Source organism: Altericista sp. CCNU0014, assembly GCF_044923475.1.
GTDB lineage: Bacteria > Cyanobacteriota > Cyanobacteriia > Thermosynechococcales > Thermosynechococcaceae > JAAURS01.
Genome location: NZ_CP137338.1, coordinates 4,582,803 through 4,598,559, shown reverse-complemented (window position 1 = coordinate 4,598,559; position 15,757 = coordinate 4,582,803). Strand labels below are relative to the sequence as shown.

General features: G+C 51.6%; 14 protein-coding genes and 1 tRNA gene. 12 read left to right on the top strand and 3 right to left on the bottom strand.

Annotation, left to right across the window (positions count from 1 at the left end):
* Positions 1 to 43 precede the first annotated feature (43 nt).
* On the bottom strand, positions 44 to 310 hold the full coding sequence (psaK, locus tag R6H26_RS21910) for a photosystem I reaction center subunit PsaK (RefSeq protein ID WP_404785542.1): 267 nt from the start codon (positions 308 to 310) through the stop codon (positions 44 to 46).
* A gap of 182 nt (positions 311 to 492) precedes the next feature.
* On the opposite strand from psaK, the gene R6H26_RS21905 reads away from it, so the two are divergent.
* The 7 genes from R6H26_RS21905 (at position 493) to aroQ (ending at position 6,153) form a co-directional block, all read left to right on the top strand.
* Complete coding sequence (locus tag R6H26_RS21905) at positions 493 to 1,155, top strand: phosphoribosylanthranilate isomerase (protein ID WP_404785541.1); 663 nt, start codon at positions 493 to 495, stop codon at positions 1,153 to 1,155.
* A gap of 164 nt (positions 1,156 to 1,319) precedes the next feature.
* Positions 1,320 to 2,399 carry a PIN/TRAM domain-containing protein gene (locus R6H26_RS21900; protein WP_404785539.1) on the top strand — a complete coding sequence of 360 codons (1,080 nt, stop codon included), beginning with the start codon at positions 1,320 to 1,322 and terminating at the stop codon, positions 2,397 to 2,399.
* A 99-nt stretch (positions 2,400 to 2,498) separates the two neighbouring features.
* Positions 2,499 to 2,571 (top strand) — tRNA-Thr (locus R6H26_RS21895).
* 293 nt (positions 2,572 to 2,864) lie between these two features.
* Entirely contained in the window at positions 2,865 to 3,914 is a 1,050-nt protein-coding gene (locus R6H26_RS21890; RefSeq protein WP_404785537.1) for a glycosyltransferase family 4 protein, read from the top strand.
* Positions 3,915 to 3,988: 74 nt separating this feature from the next.
* Complete coding sequence (locus R6H26_RS21885) at positions 3,989 to 5,248, top strand: competence/damage-inducible protein A (protein WP_404785535.1); 1,260 nt, start codon at positions 3,989 to 3,991, stop codon at positions 5,246 to 5,248.
* A gap of 288 nt (positions 5,249 to 5,536) precedes the next feature.
* On the top strand, positions 5,537 to 5,677 hold the full coding sequence (locus R6H26_RS21880) for a DNA topoisomerase I (RefSeq protein WP_404785534.1): 141 nt from the start codon (positions 5,537 to 5,539) through the stop codon (positions 5,675 to 5,677).
* A gap of 32 nt (positions 5,678 to 5,709) precedes the next feature.
* Positions 5,710 to 6,153, top strand: coding sequence for a type II 3-dehydroquinate dehydratase (aroQ, locus tag R6H26_RS21875; protein ID WP_404785533.1), 444 nt, complete (start codon positions 5,710 to 5,712; stop codon positions 6,151 to 6,153).
* 103 nt (positions 6,154 to 6,256) lie between these two features.
* Here aroQ and R6H26_RS21870 read toward each other — a convergent pair whose 3' ends face one another.
* On the bottom strand, positions 6,257 to 6,697 hold the full coding sequence (locus tag R6H26_RS21870) for a DUF2752 domain-containing protein (protein WP_404785531.1): 441 nt from the start codon (positions 6,695 to 6,697) through the stop codon (positions 6,257 to 6,259).
* 131 nt (positions 6,698 to 6,828) lie between these two features.
* On the opposite strand from R6H26_RS21870, the gene R6H26_RS21865 reads away from it, so the two are divergent.
* Positions 6,829 to 7,668, top strand: coding sequence for a hypothetical protein (locus tag R6H26_RS21865; protein WP_404785529.1), 840 nt, complete (start codon positions 6,829 to 6,831; stop codon positions 7,666 to 7,668).
* A gap of 53 nt (positions 7,669 to 7,721) precedes the next feature.
* Here R6H26_RS21865 and R6H26_RS21860 read toward each other — a convergent pair whose 3' ends face one another.
* Positions 7,722 to 9,281, bottom strand: a complete 1,560-nt coding sequence (locus R6H26_RS21860) for an AAA family ATPase (RefSeq protein WP_404785527.1) — start codon at positions 9,279 to 9,281, stop codon at positions 7,722 to 7,724.
* A 965-nt stretch (positions 9,282 to 10,246) separates the two neighbouring features.
* Between R6H26_RS21860 and R6H26_RS21855 the strand changes: the two genes are divergently transcribed.
* From R6H26_RS21855 to R6H26_RS21840, 4 genes are all read left to right on the top strand, one after another.
* Positions 10,247 to 11,611, top strand: a complete 1,365-nt coding sequence (locus R6H26_RS21855) for a CmpA/NrtA family ABC transporter substrate-binding protein (protein WP_404785525.1) — start codon at positions 10,247 to 10,249, stop codon at positions 11,609 to 11,611.
* 84 nt (positions 11,612 to 11,695) lie between these two features.
* Positions 11,696 to 12,538: a nitrate ABC transporter permease gene (ntrB, locus tag R6H26_RS21850; RefSeq protein WP_404785524.1), complete on the top strand. Its 843-nt coding sequence runs from the start codon at positions 11,696 to 11,698 to the stop codon at positions 12,536 to 12,538.
* Positions 12,539 to 12,777: 239 nt separating this feature from the next.
* The gene (locus R6H26_RS21845; RefSeq protein ID WP_404785522.1) at positions 12,778 to 14,781 is read left to right on the top strand and encodes a nitrate ABC transporter ATP-binding protein; all 2,004 of its coding nucleotides are present in this window, start codon (positions 12,778 to 12,780) and stop codon (positions 14,779 to 14,781) included.
* 85 nt (positions 14,782 to 14,866) lie between these two features.
* Positions 14,867 to 15,715, top strand: a complete 849-nt coding sequence (locus R6H26_RS21840) for a nitrate ABC transporter ATP-binding protein (RefSeq protein ID WP_404785520.1) — start codon at positions 14,867 to 14,869, stop codon at positions 15,713 to 15,715.
* The last annotated feature ends 42 nt before the right edge of the window (positions 15,716 to 15,757 follow it).

Genomic DNA, 15,757 nt, shown 5'->3' with positions numbered 1-15,757 from the left:
ATGGACTGAGAGAACGGACGGGATAGATTCGGAATCGAATCTTTTAGAACGCGCCTGTCGTGCGAAGGCCCAAGATCATTCCGGCTCCTAAAATATGGCCGAAGCTGGCGGTTGCCAATAGCTCGGGGACCCCAAACCCCTTGAGCACGTCCGGCAAATTCGCTGGAAGACTGGGTCCCACGCCTTTGTGTTGGATGGCATACCGCCCAATAAAAAAGGCGAACAGGTTGGTCAAAATCATAATGATGCCAACTTGAACGGACCAGTTAGAAGGAGATGCAGCAACGACCGCCAATAAAGTACTGTTCATAAAATCGGTTTCCTCAACGTCTTAAAAATGAGAGCTGTGGGATTGCAGTTCGTCCAACACACGGTCAAACGCGATCCCGCAAGAACTGTCAGGATTATAAAAATCCCTTGGGTCACCCTTCGCGGTTTGTTTTAAAGAGTTAACATTAGGGCACGAGATTGGCGGGTAAACGACTAACTTTTATGTCGGGGAAACTGCGCGTTAAGATTTGCGGGCTAACCCGATCCGACCAAGCTGAGGCGATCGCCGCCCTCGGAGCCGACGCCCTTGGATTTATCTGCGTCCCGCAATCGCCTCGGTATATTGCACCCCCAGCGATCGCAGAGATTGTCAAAAGGTTGCCGGGACAGTCTCTCAATGGCGGAACCCTTGCCAAAATTGGAGTCTTTGCCAATGCATCCCTCGAGCAAATTGTTGCCACGGTCGATCGCGGCGCGCTGACTGGCGTACAGCTCCACGGCCAAGAATCGCCAGCGTTTTGTCGGGCGCTGCGCCTCGAATTGCCTCAAATCGAGCTCGTTAAAGCATTCCGAGTGCAGACAGCAGACACCTTGGCCCTCGTCGAGACCTACGCCAGTGCCGCAGACACTTTTTTATTAGACGCCTTTAACCCCCATGCCTTGGGGGGAACGGGGGAGACGTGGGACTGGGGATTGGTCGAACAGTTTGCGCCGGAGCGTCCCTGGTTCTTAGCGGGGGGGCTGAACGTGGGAAATGCGATCGCCGCCCTCGCTCGAGTCAACCCGTCTGGTATCGACCTCTCCAGCGGGGTCGAAGTATCGCCTGGAGACAAGGATTTAGCATTAGTGAAACAATTGTTTAAAGTGCTGTCTGACAAAATTTAGGTTTGCCGCCCTTAAAATTCCATTTGCCAGTAATTTAATAAGTCTCAGAAACCGAGAAAGTATAATAGGTTCTATGTTTCCTCCCGGTTATTCCATCCCGCTAGCCTGCAAAGGGTTTCAATCTTTGCTTCGGGGCATCTCCTACCTTCAGAGCGCAAACGGCAATGATTGACGCCATCATTATTTTGACTCTTATCTTAGTCGGCGCGACGATAGGGTATCAAAGCGTCGAGCTGCTCCCATTCGACATCCTTTCTCAAGTAGCCAATATAGAGGGACTGCGTTGGGTCACGCTTGGTTTTGGCTGTCTCATTGGTGTGGGAATGGGATTAGTGGTGCAAACAGCGTACCGCCGCCTCGAGCGAGGCGTTAAGAAACTCCCTACCGACGTGCTGATCGGCCGCGCCGTGGGATTGGTATTAGGTCTGATTGTCGCCAACTTAATGCTGGCTCCGATCTTTTTATTGCCCATCCCTTCAGAACTGTCCTTCTTAAAACCCATTACGGCGCTGTTTGGGAGTTTGATTTTTTCTTACTCCGGCCTGACCTTGGCAGATACCCATGGCCGCACCCTGCTTCGGCTGATTAACCCCAACTCCCTAGAAACAATCCTGCTTGCAGAAGGCACCTTGAAACCCACTCCGGCAAAGATTTTAGATACGAGCTGCATCATCGACGGTCGAGTGCAAGAACTGGTCAATACAGGATTCTTAGAAGGTCAGATTTTAGTGCCGCAGTTCGTCCTCCAGGAGCTTCAGAGGATTGCCGATTCTTCCAACGATCAGAAACGCACGAGAGGTCGTCGAGGGTTAGATATCCTCAATCGCCTTCAAGAAAACCACCCCCAGCGCATTGCGATCAATCCCGCCGATTATGAAGATGTGGCCACGGTCGATGCAAAACTAGTACGTCTGGCCCAAGACATTAACGGTAGTCTGGTGACCAACGACTACAACCTCAATAAGGTTGCGAGCCTCCAAAAAGTGCAGGTGCTAAACGTAAACGATCTGGCTCAATCTCTAAGGCCCGTCTATTTGCCAGGCGATAGTATCGACCTTAAAATTTTGAAGGAAGGCAAGGAACCCGATCAAGGCGTAGGGTATTTATCTGACGGTACAATGGTTGTGGTTGAAGAGGGCAGCGGCTACATCGGCGATGAAGTACCCGTTGTGGTGACCAGCGCTCTGCAAACTTCCGCAGGCCGGATGATCTTTGCCCGTCCGAGGATGTCAGCACCCGCCTAAAGCCCAATTGCTGCAGTTCTTGTCGATCGAATGGCTTGAATTTCAGCGCCCAACTGATATAGTTGTAACGGGCGCAATGCCTGCAAATGTTCGAAAAATGCTCCTGTAGCTCAGTTGGTAGAGCGCTTCACTCGTAATGAAGAAGTCGTGTGTTCGAGTCACATCAGGAGCTTTGACTTTCAGGAATGCCGCGCGTTAGATTGTTCGACCCGATCGATTGGCGAGGTAGGCATGACTGAAACCTTTGACGGTTTGTAGAAACCGTTCGCAACCATGTTCGTTTACGATGAACGTACGGATTTCAATCTCTATCGGATGAACGGTCCGTTGCGATTGAGTCTGCGAGTACGCGCGGTTTTTTGCCGTTTTACGGGGTTTTTACGCCTTTTGCCCTTTAAATGTGACAGCTTGAAGGGCGTAGTGTAAACTCTGCATGAGCTGTTTTTCAGTGGTTTCAACTTTCAGATGCCCTATCATCTGGTTGCGTTTTTAATCTCTGCCTTTGTTGTCCTTTGGAGTACCCCGATTGTCAAAAAAATTGGTCTTAGGAGCGGTTACGTCGATCTGCCAGATCCGCGTAAAGTTCACAAAAGACCGATGGTCCGACTGGGGGGCATCTCTATTTTTATCGGCAACATCGTCACTTGGATCATTATTTGGATTTCGGGGGGGTTTAGCGAGCTGCCTTTAGCGTCGGCCTACGAGCTGCTCGGCGTTACGGGCGGGGGACTTTGCTTCTTTCTCATCGGGCTGCTGGACGATCTCTTTACGCTCTCTCCTTTCTTGCGATTGGCATTGCAAATCGGCGTGGCTGTTTTAGCTTGGTACGCTGGTGTGAGTATTGATTTTTCGACCGTTCCTTTTCACGGGCTGGTCGAACTCGGCTGGTTGAGCCTGCCTATTACGGTCATCTGGCTGGTGGGTATGGCTAACGCCATGAATTTTATGGACGGGCTGGATGGTCTTGCCGCTGGCATTGCCGGGATTGCTGCCGTCATTATGCTGATGGTGACCCTGTTTATGAACCAGCCGATCGCAGCGGTGCTGGCGGCAACGCTGGCGGGTGGGGCTTTGGGGTTCTTGCGCTATAACTTCAATCCCGCTCAGATCTTTATGGGAGATGGTGGCGCGTATTTTATGGGCTTTACTTTGGCAGCGCTCGGCGTTGTGGGGTTGGTCAAAAGCGTTACGACGGTGGCAGTGGTGCTCCCTTTCCTGATCTTGGCACTGCCCATTGTCGATACCTCAGCGGTGGTGCTGGCGCGCCTCAGTCAGGGTAAATCGCCCTTTGCTGCGGACAAGCGCCATATCCACCATCGTCTCCTCCAGGCCGGGCTATCTCAACGCAGTATCGTTTTATTTCTATACTCGATCGCCTTTTGGGTGGGTAGCCTTGCGACCACCTTTGCCGGATTGCCCGGCTCTAAAGCCTACGCGATCGGGGCGACATTATTGCTAGGGTATTCAAGTTGGCAGGTATGGCGTCGCATTCAGGATAAATCCTCCGTAGAATGAGGCAGTACGCTTTTTTATCCCATTCTTTGACGTTCTCGTTGCAAGCCGACGCCTGAGGCAATCTAAATCGACCCATGACTCAAAGCGCTGAAATTATCTGTGTGGGAACCGAGCTGCTGCTGGGAGAAATTCTCAACTCAAACGCTCAGTTTTTGGCCCAAGAACTTGCGAAGCTCGGCATCCCGCACTTTTTTCAGACCGTGGTGGGCGACAATTCGATTCGGCTCAAACAAGTCATTGCCTTGGCCTGCCAGCGCTCTAGTATTCTGATCTTTACGGGCGGGCTCGGTCCGACGCCCGACGATTTGACCGCAGCGGCGATCGCCGATTTTTTCGAGACGCCTCTGGTTGAAGACCCGACCATTTGGGCGGATATTGAGCAAAAATTTGCAACGCGCGGCATCGTTCCCAGTGTTAGCAACCGGAAGCAGGCGTTGCTCCCTAAGGGAGCTGAAGTTTTGCCCAATCCCGTGGGAACCGCACCAGGGATGATATGGACCCCTCGATCGGGTCTGACTGTCCTGACGTTTCCTGGAGTGCCGCGAGAACTTTACGCCATGTGGGCCGAGACGGCCATCCCCTTTTTGTTGGCGCAGGGGTGGGGCACTGCTCGGATCTACAGCCGAAACATGCGGTTTTGGGGAATCTCCGAATCCAGCCTGGCCGAAAAAGTGGCCCCTTTTCTCGCGCAGGATTCTCCGACCGTTGCCCCCTATGCCAGTCGAGGCGAAGCGCGCCTGCGGCTCTCGGTTCGATCGGCTTCTCACGCAGAGGCCGATCGGGCTTTAGATAGCGTGCAGCACCAAATTCAGGCTTTGTGCGGACTCGACTGCTACGGCACCGATGGCGATACGTTGGCAACCGTCGTAGGCAAACTGCTGGCGCAACGCGGGCAAACGGTTTCGGTCGCCGAATCCTGTACGGGTGGGGGGTTAGGCCAAAAGCTGACGGAGGTTCCCGGTAGTTCTGCCTACTTCTGGGGAGGCGCGATCGCCTACGACAACCGCGTTAAGCTTCGGCTTTTGAACGTCGATAGTGGAACTTTAGAAACGCAGGGAGCCGTAAGCGCTCAGGTGGCAGAGCAGATGGCCGTGGGGGTACAAAAGTTGCTCGGTACAGCCTGGGGCGTCAGCATTACGGGTATTGCAGGACCGGGCGGTGGCTCTGAGAACAAGCCGGTAGGTCTGGTCTATATTGGGCTTGCAGGGCCTGAAGGAACGGTTACCCACAAAGAATGTCGCATTGGTGGCGGTCGGGGACGAGATTGGATTCGAGATATCAGCGCGTCCCATGCCCTTGACTTTCTCCGACGCCATTTACTGCAGCTCTCCTAGCCGCAGTTTTTACTCGGGTTAGAACTTCGAGTCAATCTCGGCGTCCCGTAGAGCTTAAAAGGTCCCTCTCGCCACCTCGTTGCGTTGAAAATAGGCTTGTATTCTTGAGAGAAAGACGAGCAGACAGCAGTTTCGGAGCATAAAATCCTTAAGAGAATCTGTTGTTCGGGGTGCCCTCAAGAATTTGCCGTGTTAAGATTTAGTAACGGAAGTTCAGAAACGTGCTTCACCTTGGTGAAGGTATTAAAATAAAGACTCCGTACTATACGGCAAGGAGCCATTTCCTCAATGGAGCATATAGAAAAAATCCTTGATGCCCTCAAGCATCTGGCCCGTAAGGTAATTGAAGCTTTGTTTGGCCCAGAATCTGAGCCAGAGCTAGAAATGGAACCTATTCCCGTGCCAGTGCGCGATCGCAATTTTCGTTAAGAACGGTTTGGTCCAGTCCTGAGGGTTAGCTGTTGGTCAGCATTCTCGTGCTTCATGGCCCTAACCTAAACCTTTTAGGGATTCGAGAGCCTGGTATTTACGGTTCTGTGACGCTTGCCGAGATCGATGCCCGTCTTAACGATTTGGCAGAACAGCAGGGTGCGAAGATTAAGACATTTCAATCGAATCACGAAGGTGTCCTCGTGGATGAAGTCCACAGCGCCCTTGGCGTTCACGACGGTATTCTGATCAATGCTGCTGCCTATACCCACACGAGCGTGGCAATTCGAGATGCAATTTCAGCAGTGAAGCTTCCGGCAGTTGAAGTGCACCTCAGTAACGTGCATCAGCGCGAAGCATTTCGCCATCATTCTTACTTGGCTTCTGTCGCGATCGGTCAAATTAGCGGGTTTGGCGCGCAAAGTTATTATCTAGGCTTTCAAGCCTTGCTGGCGTATCTCTCTGCACAGAAGTAAAGTCATTTTCAGGAAAAAGCTTACCGCTGGCTTCGGCTCCGCTCAGCCAGCTAGAGACTTCGCTCAGCCAGCTAGAAACTTCGATTACGTTCAGAAAATCACATTACAAAACTAAGTAGTAAAACGCTTCACGAAAGAACGACAATCGAATCAACCAATACGCTAGGAATAGCGTCGTTAAGATGAACGATAAGCTTGTCTTGCGTTCGACCTGAAGGCAATGTCGGACGATCCAACGCCGATGATTTACTGGCGCTAAGCTAGCGTATCCGACCGACATCACTACGATTAATGCCAATGGAGCAAAGGCATGAACGGTCATTGCTTGTTGCCAGTGTCCGACAGCTAAGGACTTGATGGCTCGCGTCAACCCGCAGCCCGGACAAGGGACGCCTAATCCGTAGCGCAACGGACAGGGCCAGCTCGGCAAACCCAGGGCGGTTAGGGATAAATGAACGGCTGAAGCTCCCGCGATCGCCCTGCAAAGGGGTTGATTGCTCAGCAGCGGGGTCAAAATAGGGGTAGAAAATCGAATTTTCTTCACAACTGTGCTGCACTGACAGAACTTTTGTTAAATATAGGCTAGGGCACTTAAAATTTGCTCTTAAGATAGAGGATGCCTGGTGTGAAATCATTCCATTGTGTCCCATGCAAATTTTCTTACAAAAGCCTAAGATGAAAAGCCTAATCCGGCGCTGTACTGTATTGCCCCTTGCAGTACTACTATGTGCGAATTCGGCATTGGCCGCCGACCCGTTTCGAGTGGGGATTAAGGCAAGGCCCATTGGGGCGTCTTTGCAAAGTGCCTTTGAAGACTTTTTTCGGTATGGCAGATACCAGAGTTCCGGTCAAAAGCTGACTAAAGCTCAAACTGAAAATCCTAACGAACCTTTGGTTTACACGTTGTTAGCGGCAACAGCCTATCAGAATCAGCAAAAAGACGTGTTTTTGACCACCCTGCCGAAGATTAGAGCCGCATCCAAGGCGATCGCGGCTAAAGATGTGGCGCGTTCGCATCTTTATAAAGGCGTTGCCCAAGGGTTAGAGGGCTATTTTTTGAAGGATAGCGTGACGGATCTGCCCAAAACGCTAACCTATGCCAGTTCGATGCTGTTAGAAATTGATAAGGCCCATAACTTATCGCCGAATGACCCTGAAATAAATCTGTTTGTGGGTTTTATTAACATGGTGCTCGGCAAGCATAGTGAGGCGCTGAAAAATTTCCAAAAGGCTGGCCCTCCCTATCTGGCATTGCGCGGACAGGCGCTGGTCTACCGCGACACGAAAGACTACGCAAACGCTCAGGTGGCGGTGGATAAGGCGATCGCCGTTGCGCCTCAGAATCCAGAGCTGTTTTACTTAAAGGCTCAAATTCTATCGCTTCAAAAGAATCCGACCGAAGCCGTTAAGTACTTCGATCGAGCTATAAAACTGGGCAACGAGCTTCCAGAAGGAACGTTGAAGCAAATTAATAAAGAGCGAAGTTCTCAAGTCTCTCAGTTGTCTAGTAGATAAAGCGCAAGTAAATAAGGCGCAGGGCCTCGCGCCCCTACAACAATCGCTTTCCTCTAGATCCGATCTAGCTGAGGTTCTAATGGCCGATCGGTTTGTAAGACAATGGCAATAGCTTTTTCCGCCTCTGTGAGAGGTTCAGCCGCTTTGATTTGGCTGTCCAGCAGATCTGCGGTAGCGTCAGTAATGTCGTTGGTGCGGTGAAGGAGGCGATCGCGCAATACCTCAACAGGTGCCGTACATTCCACGATGGTGATGGGAATTTGGGCGGCGATCGCCCCCTCTAACACAGACTGACGCAAAGCCCGACGATCGTACTTCGCATCCAGAATGACAGGCCAGCCCTGTTGCGCGAGCAGTAGCCCAAGTTCTAGCAATATTCCGTAGGTTTTTTGGGTCATTTCTGGGGTGTAAATACCGCTATCGACCGCACCCCCGCGATCGCCGCGCTGGTGGAGCGGAATTGCGGCAAGATGCTTGCGAACTGCATCGGAGCGTAAATGAATTGCATTGAGTTTTTGGGCGAGCTGGCGGGCGACCGTACTTTTGCCAGAGCCAGAAAGTCCTGACATGAGGAGAATGCGACCCTGCGATTTTCGAGTGTAGTTCCAAGCTTGGCGATAATAGGCCTGACCGCGCTGAAGATATGCTGCCTTTTCGGACGGGGAAATGGCCGGATCGTTGAGAGCCAGGGAATTGACGTTGCCGCGAATGTAGGCGCGCATACTCAGATAGAGCGGGAGTAAGGCCGCACCGCGATAGTCTCCGGTTTGCTCTAGGTAGGTATTTAGGAAAAGGTTCGCCAAGTCCGCTCGGCCCCGAAAGGCCAAGTCCATGACGAGAAAGGCTGCATCGTAGATAACATCGATATTGCGGAATTCTTGATTGAATTCGATACAGTCGAAAATCTGGATTTTGTCCCGGTAGACGCAGACATTATTCAGGTGCAGATCGCCATGACACTCGCGGATTTTGCCCTCGATTTGACGCTGTGCAAACCAGTCGGCATGGCGATCAAAAAAACAATCGGTAAAGGTACGGGTTTCGTCTAGCTGCTGTTGGGTTTGCGAGGTTCCGATAAAAGCCGCACTGATGGCATAGTTATTGGTTGCCACCTGCTGGATCGACGCAACCCTACCGTAAGCGGTTACTTCGGGATTAGTGCCAGCACTCGTATGGAACGCTGCCACCTGCCTTGCTAATTGCTGCACCATTTCAGGCGTTAGCTTGCCATCCTGAAAGAGCTGGCTCAGGAGCATGTCTTGGGGGAACTGCCGCATTTGAAGGGCATAGTCTGCAACGAGCTGCTCTGTATCGTCAACCCCAAAGCTATACTGATCCTCGTTGTCTACGACAGGAAGCACTCCTAGGTAGAGTTCTGGCGAAAGTCGTCGGTTGAGGCGCAGTTCTTCCTGACAAAAGTGGCGACGCTTTTCGGGGCTCGTGAAGTCTAAGAAGCCAAGGTCGATCGGCTTTTTGATCTTGTAGGCATACTCCCCCGTCAGAAGAATGTAGGAAATATGCGTTTGCAGCAGTTGGACGGGTTCCAGCACGGGATGGGGGTAGAAGTCCGACTGGAGCATCTGCTGAATGAGGCTTGGCAATGTTGCATCCATCTTCGATGGGGCCAAAGTTGACCTATTTTATTGTACTAAGGTGATTTTCAGGAAAGGTTATACCCTCCGAGAATAGTCTCTAGCTGGCTGAGCGGAGCCGAAGCCAGCGGTTAGCTTTTTCCTGGAAATGGCCTAAGTATCCTAAAGTCTTACTTGCTCGCACCCTTTCATCTTATGCGCTCTATACCGGACATCGTTCATTATTCTCTATCTCCTCATAATTCTAGTTTATGAATCTTCCTTGCTATCCCACTCTCAAAAGAGCTTATCCCTCGGACTCAGAACTGCATAAACTTTATGCTTTTCTGCTCTACGGGATGTAAAAAGCTATACGCCAGAAAACCATAAGGCTTTGAGGTAGTTATTTTTTTCATTGTTAGAGCCGATCCTAAAGCTCCCTTATTTTAAGGCGATTACTTTACTCCAATTCATTCATGTTTTTATAGGGCCTAGAAGCCATTTTCAAAACTTTACACAGTCTAGACAATTGATAGATTTTATCTATCACTTATAGTTAGATCATGCATTAATCTGCGAAGCAATTGATGCCCGGATATTGGCCAAAATCTTTACTAGGCTAGGAAAAAAGAAATTTTCTATCAGAATTATCAATAAAATCTTGAGATTTTGTCAGAGATCTATCTAGACATCTTCTATGTAAACGAGTATCTTCATAGTCAATCACTATAGTCTTTGAGTTGTTGAAACTGCATTCAAAGCATCTATGTCAGCAATTCATTTCAGTGATTCTTGACAGTTCATATCCAGCAAATTTCGATCTAGCTTTCTTTCCCTTGAGGTGAAATGTCTAGGCGATAAGCCGAAAAGAATTTAAATCGCTTAGCTCGTTCTGGTTCGGTCTTTGCTCATTTTTGAGGCAAAGATCGAGCGGTGTCGGATAGCCATTTAACCCCCGATTTTAGTCGGCGGGATAGATTTTTTTATCAAAACAAGGAGAACAATCTATGGACCATCATTTGCGGCAGATTTCAAGACGTAAGTTTTTAGCTACAACAGGGGCGTCTGCCGCTGCATCGATTTTCTTGAAAGGCTGCTTGGGCGCTCCGCCTGAGGATACGCCAGGCGGTACAGCCGCTTCGTCTCCTACTGCAAACCCCGGTACAGGTGTAAAAGCGGGTCAGGAGCCGGAGGTGCAAACGGCGAAGTTGGGCTACATCCCTATTGTGGAAGCAGCTCCGCTCATCATTGCCAAGGAAAAGGGCTTTTTTGCGAAGTACGGCATGCCGGAGGTACAGGTCGATAAACAAGCCAACTGGGGGGCGGCCCGCGATAATGTCAAAATTGGTTCCCAAGGCGGCGGTATCGATGGCGGTCAGTGGCAAATGCCGATGCCCTATCTCATTACCGAGGGGCTGATTACGGATGGCAAGGCCATTCCCATGTACGTATTGGCTCAGCTCAATACCCAAGGCAATGGGATTGCGATCGCCGGAAAGCATCAGGGGAAGGGATTGGGACTGAAGTTGGATGGCAAGAAAGCCTACTTCGACCAAATTATGGCCGGAGGGACTCGGTTTAAGGCAGCCTATACCTTCCCGAAGGCCAATCAAGAGTTTTGGATTCGCTACTGGCTGGCAGCGGGAGGTATCGATCCAGAGCAGCAAGTAGAACTATTAACGATTCCTGCGTCCCAGACCGTTGCGGACATGAAGCGCGGCGCAATGGACGCCTTTAGTACGGGCGATCCTTGGCCCTACCGCATCGTGGCCGACAAAATTGGGTTTATCTCTGCCTTGACCGCCGAAATCTGGAAGGCCCATCCTGAAGAATATTTTGCCGTGCGTAAAGATTGGGTCGATAAACATCCGAAGGCCACCAAGGCATTGTTGAAAGCTGTTATGGAAGCCCAGCAATGGTGCGATAACTTCGACAATCGCACTGAGCTGGCCAAAATCCTCTCTCAGCGTCAGTATTTTGGCGTTCCAGAAACCGTCTTAATGGAACCGCTGATGGGCAAATACGACCTGGGCGAAGGTCGCAAGATCGACGATAAATCGATGGCGGTCATGTACTGGAAGGATAGCAAGGGGAGCGTATCCTATCCCTACAAAAGCCACGACCTTTGGTTTATTACCGAGAGCGTTCGCTGGAAGTTCTTGCCCAAGGAGTATTTGAGTAAAGCCAAAGCGCTGATCGACAGCGTGAATCGGGAAGATCTCTGGAAAGCAGCGGCTCAGGATCTGGGAATTGCGGCGGCTGACATTCCCACCAGTACTTCGCGGGGGGTTGAGGAATTCTTCGATGGGGTGAAATTCGACCCCGAAAAGCCAGAAGCCTATTTGAACAGTTTGAAGATCAAGCGCGTTTGATTTGGATTGAATCGGTAGGTGCCACCCGCGCACCTCCGCCATCAAAAGCCTACTTTGCGATTTAACAACTAGGAGAACAAGACCATGACTATAGCTCGCCGCCGTTCTAACAATGCCTTCAATACGTTCCTCCAAAATAATAAGTGGATTGAAAAATTTGACGATATCCTAACGCCTTTAGTCACCGCACTCATTTTATTAGCGATCTGGCAACTCTGGACTTCCTTGCCCGGTGCGACGCTACCCAGCCCTCTGAAAGTCGTGCAAGAAACTTGGAAGCTCATTCTGTACCCGTTCTACGATCGCGGCGGTACGGATAAAGGTCTATTTTTGCAAGTCTTTGCGAGCCTGCAACGGGTTGCTATAGGGTATACCCTAGCAGCAGTCGTTGGAATTACCTTAGGGATTGTGGTTGGGTTGAACGCGCGCATCTCTAAAGGGCTGAATCCGATCTTTCAGGTGCTGCGCACGGTTCCGCCCTTGGCTTGGGTGCCGATCGCCTTGGCTGCCCTCCAGCAGAACCAACCCGCTGCGCTCTTCGTGATTTTTATTACCGCCGTTTGGCCGATTTTGATTAATACTGCCGTTGGGGTGAAGCAGATCCCCCAGGACTACAACAACGTGGCTCAAGTTTTGCAATTGCCGCGCTCTGAGTATTTCTTTAAAATCCTATTTCCGGCAGCACTGCCCTATATTTTTACGGGGTTGAGAATTGCGATCGGGTTGGCATGGTTGGCCATTATTGCCGCAGAAATCGTGATGTCTGGCGTGGTTGGCATTGGCTTCTTTATCTGGAATGCCTATCAGAACGGACAGGTGAGCGAAATTATTTTGGCCTTGTTCTATATCGGGTTAGTGGGCTGGTTTCTGGATTGGCTCATGGGTGTGATTCAAAATCGCTTGCTTCCTCAAAGCCAGAGGAACTAGCCGAACGCCACAGCTAGGCCCGTTTGAGCCTCTAAGTCTGCTGCGCGGTATGGCTTTGCCGCGCGGCGATCGATGGAGAGTGGGGCTGCTCAGGACTCTTCTGTTCTCCTTCTGTCGGCGTCCATTCTCCATCTTCCTTAAGTATTCCAGCGATCGCCCCAAAGTGCAGCTTTTCTGTCTTGGTCTGCGCTATGCCTTCACCCGTTTTGCTCTATCGTTCTTCATTCAAGAGATAAGCCATGACTGCCTTTGTAACTGTTGATAATCTTGAAAAAACCTTCACCCTCCGCAACGGCACGAAGTACGTTGCCCTCAAAGATATCGACCTCGACATCAAACAGGGAGAATTTATTTCCCTAATCGGCCACTCCGGCTGCGGCAAATCCACGTTGCTCAATATGGTGGCGGGGCTAGATCTGCCCACGGAAGGGTTGGTGATGCTCCAAGGCGAGCAAATTTTGCGACCCGGCCCGGAGCGCATGGTGGTGTTCCAAAACTATTCGTTGCTGCCCTGGATGACGGTGCGCCAAAATATCGAACTGGCGGTCAAGAATGTGTTGAGCCACCTTCCGGCGGGGGAACGTCGCGGCATTGTAGAACACCACATCGATATGGTGGGGCTGCGGGCTGCGGCCAACAAGCCGCCGGACCAGCTTTCGGGCGGGATGAAACAACGGGTGGCGATCGCCCGTGCCTTAGCCATCCGCCCCAAACTGCTGCTGCTGGACGAACCCTTTGGGGCGTTGGATGCCCTGACGCGAGGAAATTTGCAAGAACAGCTCATGGCCATTTGCGAAGAAAACCACGTCACCGCCATTATGGTCACCCACGATGTGGATGAAGCCATTCTGCTGTCCGATCGGGTGGTGATGCTGACCAATGGGCCGTCTTCTAATATTGGGCAAATTTTGGAGGTGGACATTCCTCGCCCTCGCAAGCGGATGGAAGTGGTCAACCATCCCAACTACTACAGCTACCGCAGCGAAATCATTTATTTCCTGAACCAGCAAAAACAAATCAAAAAAATTCGCGCCCGCAAGCAAACCACAATCGCCCGTCACGGCCTCGAAAAGGTGAATCTAGACATTGGCTTTGTGCCGCTGACGGCCTGCGCGCCCTTGGCGATCGCCAAGGAGAAGGGATTCTTTACACACCACGGTCTCGATGAAGTCAACCTCGTGCGCGAATCGAGCTGGCGTGGCATCCAGGACGGTATTGCGGGCGGCTATCTAGATGCTGCCGAAATGCCTTCGGGGATGCCCGTCTGGATGACTGTTGGCGGCATGAACGGCAAACCCGTCCCCGTCGTCAGCGCCCTCACCCTGACCCGGAACGGCAACGCCATTACCCTGGATAAAAAGTTTGCCGATCGAGGATTGTGGGTGCTCGACGACCTTAAAACCATGCTGCTCGAAACCCGAAACAAGCGGCATACTTTTGGCGTGGTGCATCCAGCCTCCATGCACAATCTGCTGTTGCGCTACTGGTTGGCGGCGGGGGGTGTCGATCCGACCCACGATGTCTCGATTTCAACCATTCCGCCCGCTCAGATGATCGCTCAATTGGAGGCGGGCAACATTGACGGCTACTGCATTGGCGAACCCTGGAATGTCCGGGCCTCAATCGACAACCTCGGCTATACGATCGCCACCGACCTCGAAATTTGGGATGGGCATCCCGGCAAAGTGCTGGGCGTGCGCGAGGATTGGGCCTTGGCCTACCCCAATACCCATGTGGCATTGATCAAAGCCTTGCTAGAAGCCTGCCAATACTGCGCTAATCCCGCCAACCACGCCGAAGTGCAAGAGATTCTGTCGCGGGCGGAGTATTTGAGTATGGATCCAAACTACATCTACCTGGGGGATGCCAACCATCGCGTGTGCAGTATTCGGAAATCTCCTCACGAGTACGCGCACCATCAGTTTTTCGGCAAAGGCATCAACCGTCCCAGCCGTACCGAAAATCTCTGGATTATGACCCAGCTCGCACGGTGGGGCGATGTCCCGTTCCCGCGCAATTGGGTAGAAATTCTGGAGCGGATCTGCAAGGTCAGCGCCTTTAGTATTGCCTCGCGCGAACTGGGGCTAGAGGATGTCTCCTACAGCCGAGGCCCCATCCAGCTCTTTGATGGCGCGACGTTTACCGCCGACGACCCGATCGCCTATCTGAATAGCTTGAAAATCAAGCACGACATCTACATGGCAGAAGTCCCGTTGGGAATGCCTGTAGCCCGTGCTGCGTAGAAAAATGCCCTAGTAGGGGCGCAAGGCCTTGCGCCCCTACAGAATGACGGGTTTTGTCCAATTCCCCTTTCTTACCCCCTAAATTATGCAAACTACCGTGACCAGTAAAAGCTCCCTTTCCAACGCTGCAACTGCCCCTCGGCAGGATGACTTTTTGACTATTGACGATGTGGGTAAGGTCTATCCTTTACCCAAAGGCGATCGCTACACCGTTCTTGAAGGCGTCAATCTCACGGTTCAGCAAGGCGAATTTATTTGCCTGATCGGTCACTCCGGTTGCGGTAAAAGTACGCTCCTCAATATGGTGAGCGGTTTTGCCAAACCGACGGCGGGTCAAGTGCGCCTCCAAGGGCAACCCATCGTCAAACCCGGCCCCGATCGCATGGTGGTATTCCAGGGCTATGCCCTGTTGCCTTGGCTGTCGGTGTTCGACAATGTGTTTTTGGCGGTGAATGCTGTCTTCCCGCAAAAGACCCGCGCTGAAAAAAATCGGGTGGTTCACGAGCACCTGGCGATGGTGGGGTTGACGGAAGCCGCCGACAAAAAGCCGCCGGAAATTTCCGGCGGGATGAAGCAACGGGTGGCGATCGCCCGTGCCCTCTCGATTCGTCCGGCGGTGTTGGTACTGGACGAACCCTTTGGGGCGTTGGATGCGATTACAAAGGAAGAACTTCAGGAAGAGTTACTGAAGATCTGGAACAACAATCGCTGCACGGTTTTGATGATTACCCACGATATTGACGAAGCCCTATTCTTGGCCGATCGACTGGTGATGATGACCAACGGCCCCGCTGCTAAAATTGGCGAAATTATGACGATTCCCTTCCCGCGTCCCCGCGATCGGAGTCGGATTATGGAGTTACCGGAGTACTACAAACTGCGGAACTACGCCCTCGACTTTCTCTACAATCGATTTGCCCACGACGTGGATTAGGAACGATTCTGGTGCGGAGAATTTGAATACAATGCCGCATAT